Genomic DNA, 20315 nt, shown 5'->3' with positions numbered 1-20315 from the left:
CTCCGGCGTCGCATTTCCGGCCGACTCAGGGCCCAGCGACGGTGATGAGTCTAGCGTCCTCGGTTGCGGGCGCAACGCGGGTGCTGTAACGGGCCGCTTTCCGCATGGGGAGCCTTTGCGCATGACCGCCTCCACGCCGCCCGTTTCCGTCGCCATCATCATGGGCAGCCGCTCGGACTGGCCCACGATGAAGCTGGCCGCCGACCGCCTGGACCAACTGGGCGTCGCCTGGGAGGCCAAGGTCGTCAGCGCCCACCGTACGCCCCAGCGCCTCTATGACTTCGCCACCACGGCCAAGGACAAGGGCTTCAAGGTCATCATCGCCGGCGCCGGCGGGGCGGCTCACCTGCCCGGCATGGCCGCCTCCATGACCGACCTGCCTGTGCTGGGCGTGCCGGTCCAGTCCAAGGCGCTGAAGGGCCTCGATAGCCTGCTGTCAATCGTCCAGATGCCCGGCGGCGTGCCGGTCGCCACCCTGGCCATCGGCGAAGCGGGCGCCGCCAACGCCGGGATTCTGGCGGCGCAGATTCTGGCCCTGTCCGATCCCGCGATCGCCGAGCGCCTGTCCGCCTTCCGCGCCGCCCAGACCGAATCCGTCGCCGAAAGCGTCGAGGACTGATGCGCCCGTTGCCCGAGAAACTGCCTTTGGCCCCCGATTCGACCCTCGGCATTCTCGGCGGGGGCCAGTTGGGCCGGATGCTGAGCCAGGCCGCCTCGCGCCTTGGCTTCGACGTGGTGATCCTCGATCCCCAGCCGGATTGCCCGGCCGCCCGCGTCTCGCGCGCCCAGATCACCGCCCCTTATGACGATCCTGACGCGCTTCAGGCGCTGGGCCGCCTGTGCGACGTCGTCACCTTTGAGTTCGAAAACGTCCCCGCCGCCTCGGTCGAGACGCTGGCCGAAGCGGGCGCCCTTGTCGCACCGGGGCCGACGGCGCTGGCCGTGGCTCAGGACCGGGTGGACGAGAAGACCTATCTGAACGCCGTGGGCGCCCCGACTGTGGCCTTCGCCGCCGTGACCACGCTGGACGACCTGACCGCCGCCATCGGCGCGCTTGGTCTGCCTGCCCTGCTGAAGACTCGCCGCGAAGGCTATGACGGCAAGGGTCAGGTCTGGATCCGCGACGCCGCCGACGCCGAGGCCGCCTTCGACGCCATTGGTCGCCGCCCCGCCGTGCTGGAGGCCGCCGCGGTGTTCCAGCGCGAACTGTCGGTCATCGCCGCGCGCGGCCGCGACGGCGCCGTCGCCGTCTATCCCCTGGGCGAGAACGTCCACCAGAACGGGGTGCTGAAGACCACCATCGCCCCCGCCGCCGTCGATCCGGCCACACAAGGACGCGCCGAACAGATCGCCGCCGCCGTTCTGGACGGCCTGGACTACATCGGCGTCATGGGCATCGAACTGTTCGACATGGGCAGCGGAGAGCTGCTGGTGAACGAGGTCGCCCCGCGCGTCCACAACACCGGCCACTGGACCCAGGACGGCTGTGTCTGCGATCAGTTCGAGCAGCACGTCCGCGCCGTCGTCGGCTGGCCGCTGGGTCCGACGCAGGCCCACGCCCGCGTCGAGATGACCAATCTGCTGGGCGACGAGGTCGAGCAGTGGCGCGCCCTGGCCGCCGAGCCCCATGCCCGCCTGCACCTCTACGGCAAGCACGACGCCCGGCCGGGGCGGAAGATGGCGCACGTCAACCGCATCCTCTGAAACCCTCTCCCGATGGGAGAGGGCTTGAGCCTCCAAGAGCATAGCGATTGGCTAAGGCGAAAGGGTGAGGGTCGGCGGTCACCCGTTCAGACGCCCCGCGTGCCCCCTCACCGCTTCGATCAGCCTCTCCGGTTCCTCATAGGCCTGATCGTTCGTCACGCGAATTACCGTCCAGCCCAGCGCCTCAAGCACCCGCTGCCGCCCAAGATCACGCGCGGCCACTTCGTCCAGCCGATGCACCCCGCCATCGATCTCAATGATCAGGCGCAACCGATCACAGGCGAAGTCCGCAAAGTACGGCCCGACAGGATGCTGACGCCGGAACTTGTGGCCGTCGATCCTGCCTCCGCGTAGAGCCGCCCAGACACGCTCCTCCGCACGCCCGGAAGACTGGCGCAACGCCCGCGCACGGTCGGTTCGCGAGTTCGTCATGAGAAGACTGTGCGGACCGCGAGCGATGACGGCAAGCCGGGAACCCTCACCCTTTCGCGCAAGTGCGACGGCTGCGCCGCCGCGCGCTCAAGCCCTCTCCCATCGGGAGAGGGTCAGGCCTTCTGACCGTATCTCAACCGCCCCAGCGCCTCGGTGATCGTGCGGACTGGCGCGTCGAAATCCTTGCCCGCCTTCCACTTCTCGAAGGCCATGACGTTTTCGATGCGGCGAGCGACAAAAGCTTCCGCCGCCTCGCGTCCGTCGAACCAGCGCATCGTCAGGGCCGGAATCAGGATGCCGCCCAGAATCGCCCGCTTGGAGTAGTGATTCTGGTCCGTCGCCGTATCCCCGGCCCAGCGCCAGAGATGATCCGCCGTCTCCCACGCCAGCTTGAAGCCCAGGTCGACATTGGTCGGCAGGCTGAGGAAACCCGCGCAGAGTTTGGCCGCCTCGAGGTCCTGCGCCCCCGCCTCCATCCGCGCCGAGACGGCGGCGGCGATTCGTTCGCGAATCTTCATCGTGGCCGCAGGCGTGGCCTCCAGAGCTTTCAGAGCCCGCGCGTCATGGCGGCGCGACAGCAGGACCGCTAGGTCGCGCGGACCGTTCGGCAGCAGCAACTCCTGATCGCCCAGTGACAGGCCGCACGCCTCGCACGCGGCGCGCGTCATGCGCGTGTTCCAGCCCAGCGCGGGCGCGCGTTCTATGGCCGCGTCCAGAACGGCCTGTTCTGTGCGGTCGGCCCAATCGCCTTTCGGAGCGGTCTCGGCTGTCTCGGTCATGGACGGCACGATACGCCCATACGGCGGGCGTTTCGACCCATCACGATTAGGCGCGACGATCTGGACACGCCCCCCCCGATCATGTATCAGCGCGCCTTCACTTGAGAGGCCTTCCTCTCGAGCGTGGTTTTGTTTTGTCTGCCCGTCTCCCTTGGAAAGGACGCGGCGGGCGGCCAAAGGAGAGAGACCCCTGGTTCAGATTTTTGTCCGCGACAACAATGTCGATCAGGCGCTGAAAGCCCTGAAGAAAAAGATGCAGCGCGAAGGCAGCTTCCGCGAAATGAAGCGTCACGTGCACTTTGAAAAGCCGTCGGAAAAGCGCGCTCGCCAGAAGGCTGAAGCCGTCCGTCGCGCCCGCAAGCTGGCCCGCAAGCGCGCCCAGCGCGAAGGCCTGCTGCCGGCTCCGAAGGGTCGCGGTCGCTAAGACCTGCTGACGCCTGAAAGATCAAAGGCCGCCCCGGATCGCCGGGGCGGCCTTTTTCTTTGCCTTTCGACAGTCACGTTGCGTAGCCTGCCTCATAGAGGAGTGAACGGCTATGACCGATCAGCGCACTCGCGGCCTGCCGCAACGCCTCATGTATGTGGAGAATCGCAACGGCGGCCTGATCGACGGCTCCCCGGCCCGCATCGGCTGGGTGTCGTTCTCCAAGACCGGCAAGACCGTCTATTATCGCGGCCTCGAACTCGCCAGCATTGGCGGCTCCGGCATAAGCGGTAACTTCATGGATGCAGAGACCCGCGAGGAATATTGGGTCTCAGGCGTCAAGAAACGCGGCTCGAACAACCATCCCAAAGAAAGAAGCGTCCGCACCGAAATCGATGCGGACGCTCTGGACGCCTATCAGTCCTTGCGAGCGGACAGTTAGGGCGCGCTGTTAAAGAAGATCACCGCCCCGTCACGGCGCCCATGAAGCTCTTCCAACTCAGCTTCACATCCGACAGGGCGCCGGCGCGGAAGGCGCGGCCCGCCGCCCAGACCATCAGGGCGGCAAACAGGAACATGCCGAGCAGGCCGCCGATCAGTTCGATCAACGGCGGTCCGCTGGGCGCGCGGGCGGCCATGACGAAGGGGGTGAAGGGCGGGATCAGGCTGATCACCTTCACCACCATCGCGTCCGGGGTGCGGATGGCCATCTGCATGACCAGGATCGGCACGACCAGCACCATCATGATCGGCCCCATCAGGGTCTGGGCGTCGCGCGGCGTGTCGCAGAAGGCGCCGATGGCGGCGAACAGCACCGCATACATCAGATAGCCGCCGACCAGGAACAGCAGGAACCAGACGAACAGGCCGTCGGTCAGCAGCACCGAACCGATGTCGCGCGCCACGTCCGGCACGCTCGCCATCAGGCCGATGGCGCCGATCCCGCCCCAGGCGCCCAACACGGCCAGGGTCAGCAGGGCCACGCCCAGCACCTTGCCGGTCAGGATCTCAGTCGCCGAGGCCGAGGACAGCAGCACCTCGAGGATTTTGTTCGACTTCTCCTCCATCACGCTGTTCAGCAGGATGGAGGCGCCGGTGATGATCAGCGACCACAGGATAAAGCCCACCGCCATGCCGACGATGACCGGCAGCTTGTCACGGAACGACACCTCGCCACCCGACGCCGCGCGCGGCGAGAAGACCGAGACCTCGGGCCGGAAGCGCTCGGTCTGCGCCACCACCGAGGGATCGATGCCGCTGGACACGAAGACGCGGCTGCGGTTGGCGGACTTCAGGGCGTCGCGCACGGCGTCTTCCACGACATCGTCGGTGGCGCGGCCGGTCCAGACGCGTGCGCCGGGCTGGCCGTCCTTGTCGGTCAGGAAGACCACGGCGTTCAGACGCTCGCCCTCAGGCGCATCCTTGTCGACATAGCGACGGGCCAGGGCGTCGCGCGCCTCGCCCGGCGCGGCAGCCATCAGTTCAGCAGGCGCCTCGACCAGCTCAAAGGAGCGCTTGGGCGTCTTGAAGCCCGCGGCGGCGCGCGGCGCCTCCTTCTTCAGCGCCTCAAGCCCGGCGTCAAAACCGCCCTTCTCGGCGGCCTCGCGCACCCGGTCGCCCCCAGCCGTCCCCGACTCGGGCACGGCGGCCATACGCAGGGCGGCGATGTCGGCGCGGCCCCGTTCCGTCTCCAGCGCCTGACGCACGGCGGCGGCCAGGCCGGACCCGGCCGGGGTCTCGTCGACGATGACGGCTTCGCGCACCGGTTCGGCGTGCTTCATCAGCATCGGAACGGCGCCGCCCAGAACGGCGAACAGCGGAAAGGCCAGCAGGGACAACCAGAAGCCGACCGTCTTGGCGTAGGCCAGGAACTCGCGGCGCGCGATCAGAAGAATGCGGCTCATCGCGCGGCCTCCATCTTGTCAGTCTTGGCGACGGACTGATCTTCGTCCGGGTGGTCGCCGGTCAGGGCGATGAAGGCGTCGTGCAGGGTCGGCTCCTTCATCTGGAAACGCCGCACGTCCAGTCCGCCCAGGAAGGCGGCGCGCAGGGCGGATTGCGCCTCCGCCCCCGGCGTCAAGCCGACGCGCAGGGTGCTGACGGCGCCGTCTTCAGCCAGGGTCTCGATACCGCTGACGCCCGGCAGGGCGGCGACCGCGTTCCGGTCCAGCGTCCCTTCCAGCTCCAGAAAGCGCGGCGAGGTGGCGCGCGCCTCGTCCACCGTGCCTTCGAACGCCTTGCGTCCCCGGGCCAGCAGCACGACCTTGTCGCACAGACGCTCTGCGTGCTGCATGACGTGCGTCGAGAACAGCACCGTCGCCCCATCGGCGGCCAGGGCGCGGATCATGGCCTCCAGACCCTGCTGGTTCATCGGATCCAGCCCCGAGAACGGCTCGTCCAGAATGACGAACTCCGGCTGATGCACCACCGAGGCGATCAGTTGGACCTTCTGGGCCATCCCCTTGGACAGCTCCTTCATCTTCTTTTTGCTGGCCTCGCCCAGGCCCATCTGCTCCAGCATCTCGCGGCCGCGACGACGCCCCTCGGGCAGGGGCAGGCCCTTCAGGGCGCCGAAGAAGGCGATGGCGTCCACCGGCGTCATCTTCTTATAGAGGCCACGCTCTTCGGGCAGGAAGCCGATCCGGTCGCGCACCTTGCGCCCGTCGTCGGCGCCCAGGATGTCGATGCGCCCGCTGGTCGCCGGTTGCAGGCCCAGGATCATACGCAGGGTCGAGGTCTTGCCTGCCCCGTTCGGCCCCAGAAAGCCGCAGATCGAACCTTTCTCGACCTGGAAGCTCAGGTCGGAAACCGCCTGGAAGCTTCCGTATCTCTTGCTGATTCCGTCCAGCGTCAGCGCCGCGACCATTCGGTTCCCCTGCGATAATTCGAGGATCGAAGGTAAGGGCGCGAGCTGCCCCGAGTAAAGCAACTTTTACATTACGGTTTGGTCATGATGCCGCGCCGCCTGATGCGGTCAGGCCGGCGCCTTCACCCGAATGTCGAAGCTCTGGCCGACGATCTTGGCCGGGTCGACCTGGCCGCCGTTGCGGCGCACCTCGAAATGCAGGTGCGGGCCGGTCGAATAGCCGGTCGAGCCGACCAGGCCGATGCGCTCGCCCGCCGCCACCGCCTTGCCCGAGTGGACGTCGATGCGGCTGAGGTGTCCGTACAAGCTGGTCATGCCGTTGGGATGCTGCACCTCGATAAAGTTGCCGTAGCCCCCCGCATCGTAGCCGGCGCGCAGAACCTTGCCCTCGGTCGTGGCGAAGACGCTGGTGCCGGTCGGCGCGGCGATGTCCACGCCCTTGTGCGCCCGCGCCTTGGCCTCGATCGCCAGCTTGCGCAGGCCGAAGGGCGAGTTGATGCGATAGCCCTTCAACGGCGCCTCGAAAACGATCTTGCGGGTGACGGGACCGGCGGGTTCGGCCACGGCCTTGACCGGCGGCGCAGTGGGGACGGACACTTCAATGACCTTTTCCGGCGCGCCGGAGATCATGCCGACGGGCGCCGCCGCCATAGCCAGAACCGCCAGGCCGACCATGGCCCCGGTCTGGCCGAAACGGATCACATGCGGCCGCACGGCCGTGGGAACTAAACGCATACTCTAACGACTCATTCTGAGCGCTTCGTCAGCGCGGGGAGCCGTCAGAAGGGCGCGCGAAACACGCACGCAGGCAGCGAGATGGACACTCGCCGACGGCTGGACTTGACTGTCTTTTGCAATTTCACCGGGACATGAATGGGGCGCCCCGAGGGCGACACGGCGTCGCACCTCGGGAACCTGCGTTTTCCAGCTCTACAGCGGCAGGCTGAGCTTCACCGCCGCCATATGGCTGTCGGCATGGTCGCCGAAGCGACCCTTGTAGCCGATCGACACCTTCAGCCGCTCCATGATGGTGCCTTCGATCCCGGCGGCGGCCAGCACCTGCCCGCCGAACGGCAGATCCACGTCGCGGGCCAGAACCTTGGCCGGATTGCCGAGGATGCCGGTGCGCACCGCGTCGCTGTCGTCGCTTAGGCTGTCGCGATAGCCGCCCTCGGCGTAGAAGCGGACGCGCTCGGTGCCGCCCTCGGCGCGCAGGGCGATCTCGGCCGTCGTCGCCTGCACCGAACGGTCGGCATAGGCGTATTGCGCCGCCGGCCCCTGCTCGCTGAAGCCGTCCACGTCGGCCTTGATCCAGGCCACAGCCGCGCGCGGCGACAGGGCGAAGCCGCCCATGTCGAACCACATCCCGCCCTGCAGCCGCGCCCCGGTTGAGACGCCCCGCGTCGAGCCGCTGTGAACGATCGGCGCCAGGCTGGTCAGGCGGTTGATGTCGTTGAAGTCGTCCTGAGCCACGCCCGCCGCCGCATTGACGAAGACGTCGCCCGAGCGCCAGCCGCCGTAGACGTCCAGCCCGAAGCTGTCGATGTCGGCGCGCAGGGCGCCTGCGTCCACATCTGCGTTGCGATAGGAGCCGGACAGGCCGAAACGCAGGGTCTCGGTACCGGACTCCAGGGCGATGCGCACGCCATAACCGTCGGAGGTCGCCTTGCCGATGGCGCCGCGCGCGTCTGTCTCAGTCTTGTCAGCCAGCGCGCCGACCGAGATGGAGGTCCCGCTCTCCCACGCCTCACGCCCCGACAGGGCCGCGGTCGATCCGTCCAGCGCGTCCTCGCGATGCCGCCACGCCGTCTCGCCCAGCACGGCCGTCTGGCTGCCCAGGTCGCCGTAGTACAGGTAGTCGTTGCTCAGACGAGCGATCACCTCATGCCCCTTGGCCGTCGGGTGCACCCCGTCGAAATAGAAGTAGTCGTCCGGGTTGGAGCACAGGGTCACGCCGTTGAAGCAGGCCTGGGTCACGTTCGACACGCCGAAAGCGCTGGGGTTGGCGGCCACCACGTCGCCGACCTTGAACAGGTCCATCAGGATGATGTTGGTCCCCGGCCGCGCCGCCGCCGTCGCGTTCAGCCCGGTCAGCAGGGCGCCGTTGAAGGTGGTGACGGCGAAGTCGGCCAGCGGCGCGGCGGGGGTGCCGCGAAACTGCGGCGTAATGCTCAGTTTGGGCAGGTTGGTGACCAGCACCGTCCCCGCTCCGGCCTGGGCTATCCCGTTGACGATGAAGTTGATGTCCGCCGCCGCGCTCAAGGCTACGAGCGTGATGGCGCCGGTCGGATTGGTCGAGGCCCCGGCTGCGGGCAGACCCTGGAAAATGTTGTTCGCCCCGCCCAGGACGCTGACCAGATCGTTCGCGCCGAAGGTTCCGCCGCGCTGCTGATACTGGGCCAGTTGCACACGCATCCCCAGCGGCATGGCCTCGGCGTCGGTGCGCGCCCCGCCGAAGGCGTAGTTGATGCTGCCCGTCACCGGCCCCATGAAGTTGGCGGCGTTGAAGCCCAGCCGCTCGGTAAACACCGGCCCGTTGGAGAATCGCCCGGCGCCATAGGGAGGCGAGGCCGGGGTCGATCCGCCCGTCGCCAGATACAGGTTGCCATTGTCCGACAGGCTGTCGCCGAACACCACCAGACGGTTGTAGCTCTGGGCCGAGGCGGCCCCGGCGACAGACACGGCGGCCAGGCTCAGGGCGGCCAGCGCCGCTCCGCGAAGAAGACGAGACATCCTATTCCCTCCGATCGACCGTCAGTATGCGGTCGTTAAACGGCACTCTGCGCCGCTTTTCACAGGACGCAAGATGCCCCTGGGGAAGGTAATCGGCGATCAGTGCAGGCGCCGGAAGCGGATCGTGCCCGGAAGCTGCTTCAGCGCCGTCAGCGCCTCGCGGTCATAGTCGCGGTCCACGTCGGTGATGACATAGCCGGTGCGCTCGTCCGTCTTCAGGTGCTGACCCAGAATGTTGAGCCCCGCATCGGACAGGGCGCGGTTCAGTTCGGCGAGCACGCCCGGCTGGTTGCGGTGGATGTGCAGCAGGCGGTGCGCGCGCGTCACCTCAGCCAGCTGCACGTTCGGCAGGTTGACGCAGAAGGTGGTGTCGCCCCGGTTCAGATAGCCCAGCAGACGCTCGGCCGCGAACTCGGCGATGGCTTCCTGCGCCTCCTCGGTCGAGCCGCCGATGTGCGGCGTCAGGATGGTCTTGTCCAGACCGACCAGCGGGCTGTCGAACGGGTCGGCGTTGGTGCGCGGCTCCTCGGGGAAGACGTCGACCGCCGCTCCGCCCAGACGGCCGGACTTCAGCACCGCCGCCATCGCGTCCACATCGACCACATGGCCGCGCGACAGGTTCAGGAACAGGGCGCCCGGCTTCATCCTGGCGAATTGGTCGGCGCCGATGATGGCGGTGTTGTCCTTGCGGCCGTCGACGTGCATCGTCACCACATCCGCCTCGGCCAGCAGGGCGTCCAGCGAGCGCATCCGCCGGGCGTTGCCCAGCGCCAGCCGCTCGGACAGGTCGTAAAACAGCACCCTCATGCCCAGGTTCTCGGCCAGCACCGAAAGCTGGCTGCCGATGGCGCCGTAGCCGACGATGCCCAGCGTCTTGCCGCGCACTTCGCGCGACCCGGTCGCCGACTTGTTCCACTTGCCCTTGTGCATCTCGCGCGACTTGTCCGCCACGTCGCGCATCAGGACGATCATCATGCCGATGGCCAGTTCGACCACCGAGCGGGTGTTGGAATAGGGGGCGTTGAAGACCGCCACGCCCTTGTCCGCCGCCGCGTCCAGATCGACCTGATTGGTGCCGATGCAGAAGGCCGCCACGGCCATCAGCCGGTCGGCTGCGTCCAGCACCCTGCGGCTGACGTTGGTCTTGGAGCGGATGCCCAGCACGTGCACGCCCTTGATCGCCTCGATCAGGTCGTCCTCGTCCAGCGCGCCCTTCATCGTCTCGACGGTATAGCCCGCCTCCTCCAGCCGCTCGACGGCGGCGGGGTGGACGTTCTCCAGCAGCAGCATGCGGATGCGGTTGCGCGGATAGGACCAGCGCCCGGCCACGCCCTCGGCGTAGAGCACCTCGTCCAGCGAGGCGGCGACGGCGTCGGCGGCCTCGACCACCTTGTCGCGGCGGACGATCTCGGTGAAGGCGTAAAAGCGGTCGGCCGCGCCGTTCAGCTTGACCTCGGCGTCGGTCCAGCCGTCGCCGACCATGACCACGGGGCCTTCAAGGTTCAGAGCGCGGATGACCTCGGGCTTGCCGTTCTCGCGCGACAGGGGGTTGGCCGTGTCCACGCCCGTGACGCGGCCTTCGTCATCATAGATCAGGTCGTTGGCCAGCACATGGTCGGCCGCCAGACCCAACCGCTCGGCCAGAGGCGCGATCACCTCGCGAAAACCGCCGGACAGGATGTAGATGCGCTCGGCGTGGCGCTGGAAGAAATCGACGTTGCGGCGGATGGAGACGGTCGCCTCGTCCAGAATCCGGTCGGTCAGGGCCTCGACGTGTTCACGACGCAGGGCCAGCAGTTCCAGCCGCTGTTTCAGCGCCTCCCCGAAGCCGATGCGGCCGTTCATGGCGTCGTCGGTCAGGGCCGCGATCCGGGCCTTGCGCTCGGCGGCGTCCGGGGCGTCCTTGAGCGCGAGGTCGGCCAGAGCCTCCAGCGTCTCGATGCGAACCAGGGTGGAATCGAAGTCGAAGATGAAGACAGGCGAGATCATGCGCGGGCTCTAGCCCCTCTTCGCACACGCAGCAATAAAAAGGGGCGTCGAAACGCCCCTTTCCGCATGATTTTTCCATCCGAGGATGAAAACCCGCTCGGCGACCGCCGTTTTAACCCCGTCGACGGCTTTCCAGCGCCGCCGCGCCGATCAGAGCGGCGATGGTCGCCACGGCCAGAAGGGCGCCGCCCTCCTTGGCGTGATCGCGGGCGAAGTCGCCGGCGTCCTCGGCGTAGCGACGCGCCTGCTTGGTGTAGCGGCGCATCGGGCGACGCGATTTCTTCTTGGCGCGGCGATACCAGGCGTCGGCGCGATCACGAGCGTCCTCGCTGAAGCGGCCGACGCGTTCGCCCGCATGGTCGCCGAAATCGGCGGCGCGCTGGCCCAGGTCATCAGCGCTGTCACGGACGCCGCGCGCGATGTCGTCAAAGCGGTGGCGCAGGGCCTCGGCGTCGAACCAGCCGCGCGGATCCATGCGCGTCTTGATCCGCTCATAGCGGGTCGGGCCCGTACGCTGGTTCAGCAGAATGGTCGCCAGCCCGACGCCCGCCAGCACGGCGACGACGCCCGCCACGATGCCGGGATGCTTGCGGACCTCGTCCACGACGTTGAACTCATGATCCATCATGTCTGACCTCTTGCATTAGAAAACGGGTTTTCAGCTAAGGGAGCGAGCTTCAGCACAAAGAGTTCCCCGGTTGCGGTCAAGCTTGTCGAACAGAGCGTGGTCGTGGCGCAGGCGACACGCCCTGCCCTTACCAAGCGGCCGTCGGCTCCCTATGTTGCGCCGCTTCCGACAGTTTTCAGGATTTCACGCCGTGACCGATCACGCGCCCGCCGCTCCCATCGCCGCCCCGACGGACGACTTCGCCGCCGCCTTCCAGATCGAAGGCTGGCCGGTGCGCGGCCGCCTGGTCCGTCTCGGCGAGGCGATCGACAAGGTGCTGTCGGCCCACGCCTATCCCGAGCCGGTCGCCGCCCTGCTGGGCGAAGCCTGCGTTCTGGCCGCCATCGTCGGCTCGGCCCTGAAGTTCGACGGCCGCCTGATCGTTCAGGCCCAGGGCGACGGCCCGGTGCGCTATGTCGTCGCCGATTACGGCACCGACGGGCATCTGCGCGGCTTTTGCCGCTTCGATCCTGAAGAAGTGGCCAAGGCGTCGGAAGGCTTCGCCCGTCCCGGCGCCAAGACCTTGTTGGGCGGCGGCGTCTTCATCATGACGGTGGATCGCGGCGCCGACTTCGAACGCACCCAGGGCGTGACGCCGATCGAAGGCGAAAGCCTGTCGCTGTGCGCCGAACACTATTTCACCCAGTCCGAACAGGTGCCGACCAAGGTGCGCCTGGCCGTCGGCGAGGTCGAAACCGAAACGGGCCGTACCTGGCGCGCGGGCGGGGCGATGATCCAGGTCATCGCCGGCGACGAATCGCGCGGCTCGACCGAGGAGGTGTGGGAGCGCACCCGCGCCCTGTTCAACACTCTGGGCGACGACGAACTGATCGACCCGACCATCAGCGCCGAGACCCTGCTGTATCGCCTGTTCCACGAGGACGGCGTGCGGCTGGAAGGCGCGAAGTCGCTGGCCGCCGTCTGCCGCTGCTCGAAGGAGCGCATCGCCACCGTGCTGCAATCCTTCCCGACGGAAGAACGCGCCGAGATGGTCGAAGACGACGGCAAGATCCGCGTGACATGCGAATACTGCTCGACCGCCTATGAGATCGACCCGGCCGAGTTGGAGACGGCTGAGGCCTGATCCTTCAGACCAGCATGAAGACGGCGTTGCCGTAGTTATGCAGCAGGACCGGCAGCAGCACGCTGCCGGTCTTTTCGCGCAGCCAGACCAGCAACAGGCCCGCCAGTCCCGTCGTCGCCATCGGCGCCCAGTCGAAGGTGAAGGCGCCGTCCCGATAGCCCAGGGCGTGAGTCAGGCCGAACGCCAGCGCGGTCAGCATCGCGCCCCAGCCCATCTGCGCGCCCAGCACGCGGACCGGCCGCCCGAACGCCTCGTTCAACATCAGCAGCAGCACGCCGCGATAGAAGATTTCCTCGTCCAGTCCCGGCATGGTCAGTTGGAAGGCCAGGCTGTCGGCGTCGAACCCCTCGCCCGGCGCCCAGATCGCCAGACCGAGGAACAGCAGGACCAGCAGGCCGGACAGGATCAGCGCCCCCTTCAGCCCTTGCCGGTCCTGATGCAGGGTCAGGCCGCTGCGCCTCCACCCAACAATGGGCAGGCTGGCGACGGCAAGGGACAGCATGACGGCCAGCGTCTTGCCCTCCCAGTTCCAGCGCGAAGGTCCGAAATCCAGCGGGATATGCCCATAGCCGCGTGTCAGCACAGCGTCATAGACGGCCATCAGCAACAGGGCTGCGACCAGCCAGCCCCAGCGCACTCTGCCGCGCGACAGCATTGCAGCCGCCAGGCCCGCCAGCGCGACGGCTCCCACCCAGCCCAGCATGGCGATGACTGCGTCCGGCATGACCTGCCTCCCCCGATGCAATGTCGGCGTTCAGAGGTGGCCGGACGGGCCTGCGGATGCAAATGAAGAAAACTTAAGCTTCCTTCTCCCCGAGGGGAGAAGGGTCTAATTATTCAGGTCCAGCGAATAACCCGCAGAACGCACCGTGCGGATCGGGTTGACGGTGCCTTCGACGTTCAGCGCCTTGCGCAGGCGGCCGACGTGGACGTCCACGGTGCGGGCCTCGACATAGACGTCCGAGCCCCAGACCGCATCCAGCAGCTGCTCACGGCTGAACACCCGGCCCGGATGCTTCAGGAAGTGGTCCAGCAGGCGGAACTCGGTGGGACCCAGGTGGACCTCCTTGCCCGCGCGGCTGACGCGGTGGGCGACGCGGTCCATGATGATGTCGGCGTGGTTGACCCGGTCGTCGGCCAGACCCGGGCGGATGCGGCGCAGCACGGCGCGAATGCGCGCGGTCAGTTCCGTCATCGAGAAGGGCTTGGTCATATAGTCGTCGGCGCCGGTGTCCAGGCCGCGCACGCGGTCCGTCTCTTCGCCGCGCGCGGTCAGCATGATGATCGGCAGGTTGCGCGTCTCGGCCCGGCCGCGGATGCGGCGGCAGACCTCGATGCCCGACAGCTTGGGCAGCATCCAGTCCAGCAGGATCAGGTCGGGGGTGCGCTCCTCGACCTGCAGCATCCCCTCCTCGCCGTCGGCGGCGACGGCCACGTCATAGCCTTCCTTCTCCAGATTATACTGAAGCAGGGTGGCCAGGGCGTCCTCGTCTTCCATCACCAGGATATAGGGTTGCACGTCAGCCTCTCCGGTTCGTCGAAGTCGTCAGCGATGTAGGGGTGTCAGTCGTCCGCTGCGTCGGGAGACGCAGACAGATGCGGGGTCGGCGTCGGCTCTTCGCCGGGACCGGGCACGGCCTTCGGCCGCTCGCCCAGCATTTCCTCGCCCGTGATCTCATAGTGGACCGTCTCGGCGATATTGGTCGCGTGGTCGCCGATCCGCTCCAGGTTCTTGGCCATGAACAGCAGGTGGGTGCAGGCCGTGATCGTACGCGGGTCGCCCATCATATAGGTGAGCAGTTCGCGGAACAGGGCGTTGTAGTGCTCGTCCACCTCGTCGTCGGTCTGCCAGACCGACAGGGCGCGCTCGATCTCTGACGCCGTATAGGCGTCCAGCACGTCGCGCAGGCGGTTCGACACCAGCCGCCCCATACGCTCGATCGAGCGCGTCAGCGGCTGCATCGGCTCGGCCTCGGCCAGGATCAGCGCCCGCTTGGCGATGTTCTTGGCCAGATCGCCGGTCCGCTCGAGGTCCGAGGCCAGCTTCATCGCTCCCAGCGTCCGGCGCAGGTCGCTGGCGACCGGCTGGCGCAGGGCGATCAGGCGGATCGCCTTCTTCTCGATGTCGCGGTGCAGGGCGTCGAGGCGGTTGTCGCGCTCGACCACCGCCCTGGCCAGCGCTACGTCGCGGCGGGCGACGGATTCGATGGCGTCCGCCACCTGGGCCTCGGCCAGACCGCCCATGCGCACGACCTCCGCCGTCAACTGGTTCAGCTCGTCGCCGTAAGCCTTGACCGTATGCTGGTTCATCGTCGCGTCCTCAGCCGAAGCGGCCGGTGATGTAGTCGAGCGTGCGCCGCTCGCGCGGATTGGTGAAGATCTCTTCGGTGTCGCCCGTCTCGACCAGCTTGCCCATGTGGAAGAAGGCCGTGCGCTGCGACACACGGGCCGCCTGCGCCATCGAGTGGGTGACGATGACGATGCAGTAGCGCTCGCGCAGTTCGTCGATCAGTTCCTCGATCTTGGCCGTGGCGATCGGGTCCAGCGCCGAGCAGGGCTCGTCCATCAGAATGACTTCGGGCTCGACCGCAATGGCGCGGGCGATGACCAGACGCTGTTGCTGGCCGCCCGACAGGCCGGTGCCCGGCGAATGCAGGCGGTCGGCGACCTCGTCCCACAGGCCGGCGCGCTTCAGCGACTTCTGGACGATCTCGTCCATCTCGCCCTTGCTGGAGGCCAGACCGTGGATTTTCGGGCCATAGGCCACGTTCTCATAGATCGACTTCGGGAAGGGGTTCGGCTTCTGGAACACCATGCCGACCTGGGCGCGCAGCAGCACCGGGTCGATCTTGCGGTCGTTGATGTCGCCTCCGTCCATCTCGATCCGGCCGGTCACGCGGGTGCCGGGGATGGTGTCGTTCATGCGGTTCATCGTCCGCAGGAAGGTGGATTTGCCGCAACCCGACGGGCCGATCAGCGCCGTCACCGTCTTGTCCGGGATGTCCAGCGACACGTCGAACAGAGCCTGTTTGTCGCCGTAGAAGACACTGACGTCGCGCGCAGCGATCTTGATCGGGCCCAGCGGCGCAGAGGCGTGGGCGCCGACCGTCGGAGCTGTCGTCAGCGTAGCGGCCTCGGAGGCGCCGCCGTTCGACGTACCTTCAGGAGCGCGGAGGATGCGGGACTTCATAGGATTTACCACCGGCGTTCGAAGCGACGGCGCAGCAGGACTGCGGCGGCGTTCATGACGATCATGAAGGCGAGAAGGACAAGAATGGCGGCCGCCGTCCGTTCGTGGAAGGCGCGCTCGGACGCGTTCTCCCAGATGTAGATCAGCGACGGCAGGGCGCCGACAGGTTCGTCGATGGCGTGCGGCACGCCCGGCACGAAGCTGATCATGCCGATCAGCAGCAGGGGCGCCGTCTCGCCGAGCGCGTGGGCCATGGAGATGATGGCGCCGGTCATCACGCCGGGCATAGCGAGCGGCAGGACATGGCCGAACACCGTCTGGGTGCGGCTGGCGCCCATGGCCAGGGCCGCCTCGCGGATCGACGGCGGCACCGCCTTCAGCGATGAGCGGGTGGCGATGATGATGGTCGGCAGGGCCATCAGCGCCAGCACCAGACCCCCGACCAGCGGACTAGCGCGCGGCAGGTGCAGGAAGTTGATGAACAGGGCCAGACCCAGCAGGCCGTAAACGATGGACGGCACGGCGGCCAGGTTGTTGATGTTGACCTCGATGATCGCCGTGATGCGGTTGCGCGGGGAGTATTCCTCCAGCCAGACGGCGGCGCCGACGCCGACCGGAATGGCGATCAGAGCCGTCACCATCAGCATCAGGGCCGAACCGACGACCGCGCCCAGCAGGCCCGCCAGCTCCGGCTGGGTCGAGTCGCCCTTGGTGAACAGCGCCGCGTTGAAGTGGGCGCGGATGGCGCCCGAGGCCTTCATCCGGTCCAGCCAGTCCATCTGCGCATTGGAGACCCGGCGCTGGTCCTCGGGCTGATCGCGGGTGATCTTGCCCTTCAGATACATTTCGGCGTCGTCGGACAGGGGCGCGGCGATCGGCACGGTCTGACCCAGCAGGCTGGGCTGGCGCGCGACCATCTTGGCGGCCTGGAACTTCAGTTCCGAGGACAGCAGGGCCTTCATGGCCGAGGCCTTGGTCCCCTGCTCGTCGTCCGGCACGCCCAGGCGGCGGACCTGCTGCTCGGCGACGATCTGCTCGAAGTTGGCGCCCTGCGGATAGGAGCGGTCGATCCGCGCCGGATCCATATAGACCGGCAGGGTCACGGTGTGGGCGTAGAAGGCGGTGTAGCCCTGGGTGATGATGCTGCCGAGCAGGATCACCAGGAAGGCCAGCGCCACGCCGATGGCCGCGCGGCCGTACCAGCGGAAGCGGGTCTCGCGCGCATAGCGGGCGCGCAGGCGGGCCTTCAGGCGCTGGGTGCGCGGGCTGACGCCGGTCGGGGAAGAAGCCGCGTCAGTCATACTGTTCCCGATAGGCTTGCACGATACGCATGGCGACGATGTTCAGCAGCAGGGTGACGACGAACAGCGTCAGGCCCAGACCGAAGGCGGCCAGGGTCTTGGGACTGTTGAACTCCTGATCGCCGGTCAGCAGGGTGACGATCTGGACGGTGACGGTCGTGACCGTCTCCAGCGGGTTCAGGGTCAGCTTGGCGGCAAGACCCGCCGCCATCGTCACGATCATGGTCTCGCCGATGGCGCGCGACACGGCCAGCAGCAGGGCTCCGGCGATGCCCGGCAGGGCGGCGGGCAGAAGCACCTTCTTGACCGTCTCGGACTTGGTCGCGCCCATCGCATAAGAGCCGTCGCGCAGGGACTGCGGCACAGCGTTCAGGATATCGTCCGACAGGGAGCTGACGAAGGGGATCAGCATGATCCCCATGACCGCTCCCGCCACCAGAGCCATCTGGTTCTGCACCAGAGACAGGTATAGCCCCAGATCGTTCAGCGGCCCGCCGATCAGCATGTCGCCGATGCTGTTGAAGAAGACGCGCAGAGCCGGTCCCACGGTCAGGGCGGCGAAGAAGCCGTAGACCACGGTCGGCACGCCCGCGAGAACCTCAAGCGCAGGCTTGACCAGGGCGCGGGTCTTGCGGCCCGAATATTCCGACAGATAGACGGCCGAGAACAGGCCGATCGGCGCCGCCACCGCCATCGCGATCAACATGATCAGGAAGGTGCCTGCGAACAGGGGCACAGCCCCGAAGGCGCCCGACGAGCCCACCTGATCGGCACGAATGGCGATCTGCGGGCTCCACTTGGTCCCGAACAGGAACTCGGTGATCGGCACCATGCTGAAGAAGCGCAGCGAATCGATCACCAGCGAGAAGATGATGCCCAGCGTCGTCAGCACCGCCACCGCCGAACAGGCGAACAGGAGGCCCGTGATCCAGCCCTCGACCTTGTTGCGCGCACGCAGGTCCGGGCGGATGCGAGTGAAGACGAACAGGCCGCCCAGCACGGCGGCGATCAGGGCGGCGACGCCCCCGCCCCAGTTCAGGGTCGAGGCGATGCGGTGGGCGCGGCGGCCCTCGGCGGGCAGTTCCTCGGCGTAGGGGGCGGGCCAGATCTGGCGCGCCTCCTGCCCGGCGCCGACCAGACGGGCGTCGGCGAAGAAGGCCTCGCGGCGGAAGGGCTCAAGCGCGGCGACGCTGTCCGGCGCGCCCGCCCGCATCATCTGCTGTTCGATCGAGGTCGAGAAGACCGAGGCGGCGATCAGCATGGCCAGCGCCGGCGCTCCAACCCAGATCAGGGCGTAGAGGCCATGTTGGCCGGGTCGCGAATGCGACTTCGCGCCTCGGCTCCGACGCACGGCCAGCGTCCGCCCGGCCACATAGGCCATGACGACGAAGGCGATCAGCAGCAGCAGGAAAATCCAGATCATCCGGTCCGATCAGCGCAGGAATCGATGAACGCGCCGGGTGCGGTGCGTTTCGGCCGGGAAACTGCCTGCGATACGTCAGCGGATTAAGACGGCTGGATGACAGTTATGTTACGGCGTAGGTCCGTCATGTCGCAGTCCTGTGACGGTGAATCCGCAAACGCCCGGATTTCCTTCGCTTCCGTCAGCTTTCAGAGGTCGGAGCCAGCGGGAAACAGGCCGCAAAGATAGCCCCCTGCCCCGGCGCGCTGTCCACAGACAGGCCGCCTCGGTGGCGGATGATGATGTGCCGAACAATGGCCAGGCCCAGACCCGTGCCCTGACGATCGCCGCTCTTCTGTCCCTCGACACGATAGAAGCGCTCGGTCAGGCGCGGCAGATGCTCGCGCGCCATCCCCGGCCCGTGATCACGTACGGTGACCACGGCGTAGCGCTGCCCCGCCTCGCGGTCCGGCGTGGCCAGCGACAGGCGGTTGCCCTCGGCCATCCGGCTCGACATGGCCTCGTCCAGCGTGCGGTCGATCTCGATGCCGACCTCAATGGTACCGCCCGCGCTGGAGTATTTCAGCGCATTGTCGATCAGGTTCTGCACCACCTGGGCGATCTCGTCCCGGTCGCCGGTCACGGCGGACCCGCCGTGCGGCAGTTCCGCCTTGATCGTCACCTGACGCTCGCGCGAGATGACGCTGACCGCATCGACCACGTCGGCCGTCGCCCGCGCCAGATTAACCCGGCCCAGCGGCGCGATGTGTTCGTTCAGTTCGATCCGGCTCAGAGACAGCAGGTCAGCCACCAGACGCCGCATCCGGTCGGCCTGCACCGCCATGATGTCGAGGAATTTGTCGCGCGCCTTGGGGTCGTCCCTGGCGTGGCCCTTCAGCGTCTCGATGAAGCCGGACAGCGAGGCCAGCGGCGTGCGCAGTTCATGGCTGGCGTTGGCCAGGAAGTCGACGCGCATCTTCTCCATGCGCCGCACGTCCGTCTCGTCGCGCAACGCCAGCAGGGCCAGGGCGCCGCCGCCCCAGTCGTTCGCCTCGCGCGCGGGAAGCGGGCGGATCAAGGCGCGCCAGTGGCGTTCCTGCGCGCCGCCGCCGACATATTCCACCGCCCCCGCCAATCCCTCGAACAGGGCCTCATCCACGGCCTCAAGCACGCGCGGCTCGCGGATCACCGAGACCAGCAGCCCCGCGCCGGTCCCGCCCAGCCGAAACAGTTCGCGCGCCGAGGCATTGGCCAGGGCGATGCGGCGCCCGGCGATATCGTCCGCCTCGCCGCCGCTGATGATGAACAGCGGGTCGTCCAGCGCTTCGAACACATCGCCCAGCAGGGCCGCATCCGGGCCCAGGTCCACGGCGCCGCCGTCCAAATCGGAAATATCCACCGGCGCCGGGGGCGTGCGGTTGACCAGCCAGGTCGCCAGGATCACCGCGGCCGCGCCAGCCGCCAGCCACCCGGCCAGTTCCGGCTTCATCACCGCCAGCACCGCCATCACCAGGACCGCCACGCCGCCGCTGGCGCCCGCGGTCCAGAGCCGGGAGGTCGCCGTAGGGGCTACGGGTGATGGCGGATGCTCATAAGGCATGGTGATCGACGTTATCTCATTCTTCAGCAGACCGGCGTTAGGCTGCTGGACTTGGGGGCGCCGAGTCGCACGACGTCGAACGACACTAAGGGCGTTTCTTCACGGATTTACGGCGGATTTTTCAACAGTTTTCGGAGCAAGCGG

At 67.5% G+C, this 20315-nt stretch carries 20 protein-coding genes and 1 pseudogene; 5 read left to right on the top strand and 16 right to left on the bottom strand.

Annotated elements, in window-relative coordinates; genetic code table 11:
* Positions 1–121: 121 nt before the first annotated feature.
* Positions 122–619 carry a 5-(carboxyamino)imidazole ribonucleotide mutase gene (gene purE, locus RSD66_RS05530; protein ID WP_024353302.1) on the top strand — a complete coding sequence of 166 codons (498 nt, stop codon included), beginning with the start codon at positions 122–124 and terminating at the stop codon, positions 617–619.
* On the top strand, positions 619–1704 hold the full coding sequence (locus RSD66_RS05525; RefSeq protein WP_415289294.1) for a 5-(carboxyamino)imidazole ribonucleotide synthase: 1086 nt from the start codon (positions 619–621) through the stop codon (positions 1702–1704). Before purE ends, RSD66_RS05525 begins: the two co-directional genes overlap by 1 nt.
* Before the next feature lie 78 nt (positions 1705–1782).
* Here the strand turns inward: RSD66_RS05525 and RSD66_RS05520 are convergent, their stop codons facing one another.
* Together RSD66_RS05520 and RSD66_RS05515 are read right to left on the bottom strand one after the other, a co-directional pair.
* A complete protein-coding gene (locus RSD66_RS05520) occupies positions 1783–2136 on the bottom strand; it encodes an endonuclease domain-containing protein (protein WP_415289293.1) in 354 nt (117 codons plus the stop codon).
* Between the two features lie 113 nt (positions 2137–2249).
* Positions 2250–2915 (bottom strand): COQ9 family protein, encoded by a 666-nt coding sequence (locus RSD66_RS05515; protein WP_415289292.1) that lies wholly within the window; start codon positions 2913–2915, stop codon positions 2250–2252.
* A gap of 190 nt (positions 2916–3105) precedes the next feature.
* Between RSD66_RS05515 and rpsU the strand changes: the two genes are divergently transcribed.
* Positions 3106–3339 carry a 30S ribosomal protein S21 gene (gene rpsU, locus RSD66_RS05510; protein ID WP_087139870.1) on the top strand — a complete coding sequence of 78 codons (234 nt, stop codon included), beginning with the start codon at positions 3106–3108 and terminating at the stop codon, positions 3337–3339.
* 112 nt (positions 3340–3451) lie between these two features.
* The gene (locus RSD66_RS05505) at positions 3452–3781 is read left to right on the top strand and encodes a hypothetical protein (RefSeq protein WP_123154939.1); all 330 of its coding nucleotides are present in this window, start codon (positions 3452–3454) and stop codon (positions 3779–3781) included.
* Between the two features lie 19 nt (positions 3782–3800).
* Here the strand turns inward: RSD66_RS05505 and RSD66_RS05500 are convergent, their stop codons facing one another.
* The 7 genes and pseudogenes from RSD66_RS05500 to RSD66_RS05470 all read right to left on the bottom strand — a co-directional run bounded on the left by RSD66_RS05500 (position 3801) and on the right by RSD66_RS05470 (position 11555).
* Positions 3801–5243 carry an ABC transporter permease gene (locus RSD66_RS05500; RefSeq protein WP_415289291.1) on the bottom strand — a complete coding sequence of 481 codons (1443 nt, stop codon included), beginning with the start codon at positions 5241–5243 and terminating at the stop codon, positions 3801–3803.
* The gene (locus RSD66_RS05495) at positions 5240–6205 is read right to left on the bottom strand and encodes an ABC transporter ATP-binding protein (protein WP_415289290.1); all 966 of its coding nucleotides are present in this window, start codon (positions 6203–6205) and stop codon (positions 5240–5242) included. Before RSD66_RS05495 ends, RSD66_RS05500 begins: the two co-directional genes overlap by 4 nt.
* A 108-nt stretch (positions 6206–6313) precedes the next feature.
* Positions 6314–6940: a M23 family metallopeptidase gene (locus RSD66_RS05490; RefSeq protein WP_415289289.1), complete on the bottom strand. Its 627-nt coding sequence runs from the start codon at positions 6938–6940 to the stop codon at positions 6314–6316.
* A 195-nt stretch (positions 6941–7135) separates the two neighbouring features.
* Entirely contained in the window at positions 7136–8938 is a 1803-nt protein-coding gene (locus tag RSD66_RS05485; protein ID WP_415289288.1) for an autotransporter domain-containing protein, read from the bottom strand.
* A 99-nt stretch (positions 8939–9037) separates the two neighbouring features.
* Entirely contained in the window at positions 9038–10267 is a 1230-nt protein-coding gene (gene serA, locus RSD66_RS05480; RefSeq protein ID WP_415289565.1) for a phosphoglycerate dehydrogenase, read from the bottom strand.
* 135 nt (positions 10268–10402) lie between these two features.
* A pseudogene (locus RSD66_RS05475) lies at positions 10403–10927 on the bottom strand (HAD family hydrolase); the annotation flags it as partial.
* Between the two features lie 112 nt (positions 10928–11039).
* Entirely contained in the window at positions 11040–11555 is a 516-nt protein-coding gene (locus RSD66_RS05470; protein ID WP_415289287.1) for a hypothetical protein, read from the bottom strand.
* A 190-nt stretch (positions 11556–11745) separates the two neighbouring features.
* Between RSD66_RS05470 and RSD66_RS05465 the strand changes: the two genes are divergently transcribed.
* Positions 11746–12678, top strand: a complete 933-nt coding sequence (locus tag RSD66_RS05465) for an Hsp33 family molecular chaperone (RefSeq protein WP_415289286.1) — start codon at positions 11746–11748, stop codon at positions 12676–12678.
* Between the two features lie 4 nt (positions 12679–12682).
* Here RSD66_RS05465 and RSD66_RS05460 read toward each other — a convergent pair whose 3' ends face one another.
* The 7 genes from RSD66_RS05460 to RSD66_RS05430 all read right to left on the bottom strand — a co-directional run bounded on the left by RSD66_RS05460 (position 12683) and on the right by RSD66_RS05430 (position 20093).
* On the bottom strand, positions 12683–13402 hold the full coding sequence (locus RSD66_RS05460; protein WP_024353313.1) for a CPBP family intramembrane glutamic endopeptidase, BDIM_20840 family: 720 nt from the start codon (positions 13400–13402) through the stop codon (positions 12683–12685).
* 105 nt (positions 13403–13507) lie between these two features.
* Positions 13508–14197 carry a phosphate regulon transcriptional regulator PhoB gene (gene phoB, locus RSD66_RS05455; RefSeq protein WP_119412937.1) on the bottom strand — a complete coding sequence of 230 codons (690 nt, stop codon included), beginning with the start codon at positions 14195–14197 and terminating at the stop codon, positions 13508–13510.
* Positions 14198–14241: 44 nt separating this feature from the next.
* Positions 14242–14988, bottom strand: a complete 747-nt coding sequence (gene phoU, locus RSD66_RS05450; RefSeq protein ID WP_024353315.1) for a phosphate signaling complex protein PhoU — start codon at positions 14986–14988, stop codon at positions 14242–14244.
* Between the two features lie 10 nt (positions 14989–14998).
* Entirely contained in the window at positions 14999–15868 is an 870-nt protein-coding gene (gene pstB / locus RSD66_RS05445) for a phosphate ABC transporter ATP-binding protein PstB (RefSeq protein ID WP_119412938.1), read from the bottom strand.
* A gap of 5 nt (positions 15869–15873) precedes the next feature.
* The gene (gene pstA / locus RSD66_RS05440) at positions 15874–17169 is read right to left on the bottom strand and encodes a phosphate ABC transporter permease PstA (protein ID WP_415289285.1); all 1296 of its coding nucleotides are present in this window, start codon (positions 17167–17169) and stop codon (positions 15874–15876) included.
* A complete protein-coding gene (pstC, locus tag RSD66_RS05435; protein ID WP_024353318.1) occupies positions 17162–18592 on the bottom strand; it encodes a phosphate ABC transporter permease subunit PstC in 1431 nt (476 codons plus the stop codon). The genes pstA and pstC overlap by 8 nt, the downstream gene beginning before the upstream one ends.
* A 181-nt stretch (positions 18593–18773) precedes the next feature.
* Positions 18774–20093 (bottom strand): sensor histidine kinase, encoded by a 1320-nt coding sequence (locus RSD66_RS05430; RefSeq protein ID WP_029673205.1) that lies wholly within the window; start codon positions 20091–20093, stop codon positions 18774–18776.
* Positions 20094–20315 lie beyond the last annotated feature (222 nt).

It is taken from the genome of Brevundimonas sp. S1H14, assembly GCF_047716865.1.
Taxonomy (GTDB): Bacteria; Pseudomonadota; Alphaproteobacteria; order Caulobacterales; family Caulobacteraceae; genus Brevundimonas; species Brevundimonas naejangsanensis.
Note: the sequence above shows the minus strand (reverse complement) of the source record. Positions and strands in the feature narration are given on the sequence as shown.

What these genes read in the sequence shown, in the direction of transcription:
- RSD66_RS05485 (WP_415289288.1), bottom strand. Translation starts at nt 8,938, where the DNA reads ATGTCTCGTCTTCTTCGCGGAGCGGCGCTGGCCGCCCTGAGCCTGGCC.
- RSD66_RS05470 (WP_415289287.1), bottom strand. Translation starts at nt 11,555, where the DNA reads ATGATGGATCATGAGTTCAACGTCGTGGACGAGGTCCGCAAGCATCCC.
- purE (WP_024353302.1), top strand. Translation starts at nt 122, where the DNA reads ATGACCGCCTCCACGCCGCCCGTTTCCGTCGCCATCATCATGGGCAGC.
- RSD66_RS05505 (WP_123154939.1), top strand. Translation starts at nt 3,452, where the DNA reads ATGACCGATCAGCGCACTCGCGGCCTGCCGCAACGCCTCATGTATGTG.
- pstB (WP_119412938.1), bottom strand. Translation starts at nt 15,868, where the DNA reads ATGAAGTCCCGCATCCTCCGCGCTCCTGAAGGTACGTCGAACGGCGGC.
- RSD66_RS05525 (WP_415289294.1), top strand. Translation starts at nt 619, where the DNA reads ATGCGCCCGTTGCCCGAGAAACTGCCTTTGGCCCCCGATTCGACCCTC.
- pstC (WP_024353318.1), bottom strand. Translation starts at nt 18,592, where the DNA reads ATGATCTGGATTTTCCTGCTGCTGCTGATCGCCTTCGTCGTCATGGCC.
- RSD66_RS05500 (WP_415289291.1), bottom strand. Translation starts at nt 5,243, where the DNA reads ATGAGCCGCATTCTTCTGATCGCGCGCCGCGAGTTCCTGGCCTACGCC.
- RSD66_RS05495 (WP_415289290.1), bottom strand. Translation starts at nt 6,205, where the DNA reads ATGGTCGCGGCGCTGACGCTGGACGGAATCAGCAAGAGATACGGAAGC.
- RSD66_RS05460 (WP_024353313.1), bottom strand. Translation starts at nt 13,402, where the DNA reads ATGCCGGACGCAGTCATCGCCATGCTGGGCTGGGTGGGAGCCGTCGCG.
- pstA (WP_415289285.1), bottom strand. Translation starts at nt 17,169, where the DNA reads ATGACTGACGCGGCTTCTTCCCCGACCGGCGTCAGCCCGCGCACCCAG.
- RSD66_RS05520 (WP_415289293.1), bottom strand. Translation starts at nt 2,136, where the DNA reads ATGACGAACTCGCGAACCGACCGTGCGCGGGCGTTGCGCCAGTCTTCC.
- phoU (WP_024353315.1), bottom strand. Translation starts at nt 14,988, where the DNA reads ATGAACCAGCATACGGTCAAGGCTTACGGCGACGAGCTGAACCAGTTG.
- RSD66_RS05515 (WP_415289292.1), bottom strand. Translation starts at nt 2,915, where the DNA reads ATGACCGAGACAGCCGAGACCGCTCCGAAAGGCGATTGGGCCGACCGC.
- RSD66_RS05490 (WP_415289289.1), bottom strand. Translation starts at nt 6,940, where the DNA reads ATGCGTTTAGTTCCCACGGCCGTGCGGCCGCATGTGATCCGTTTCGGC.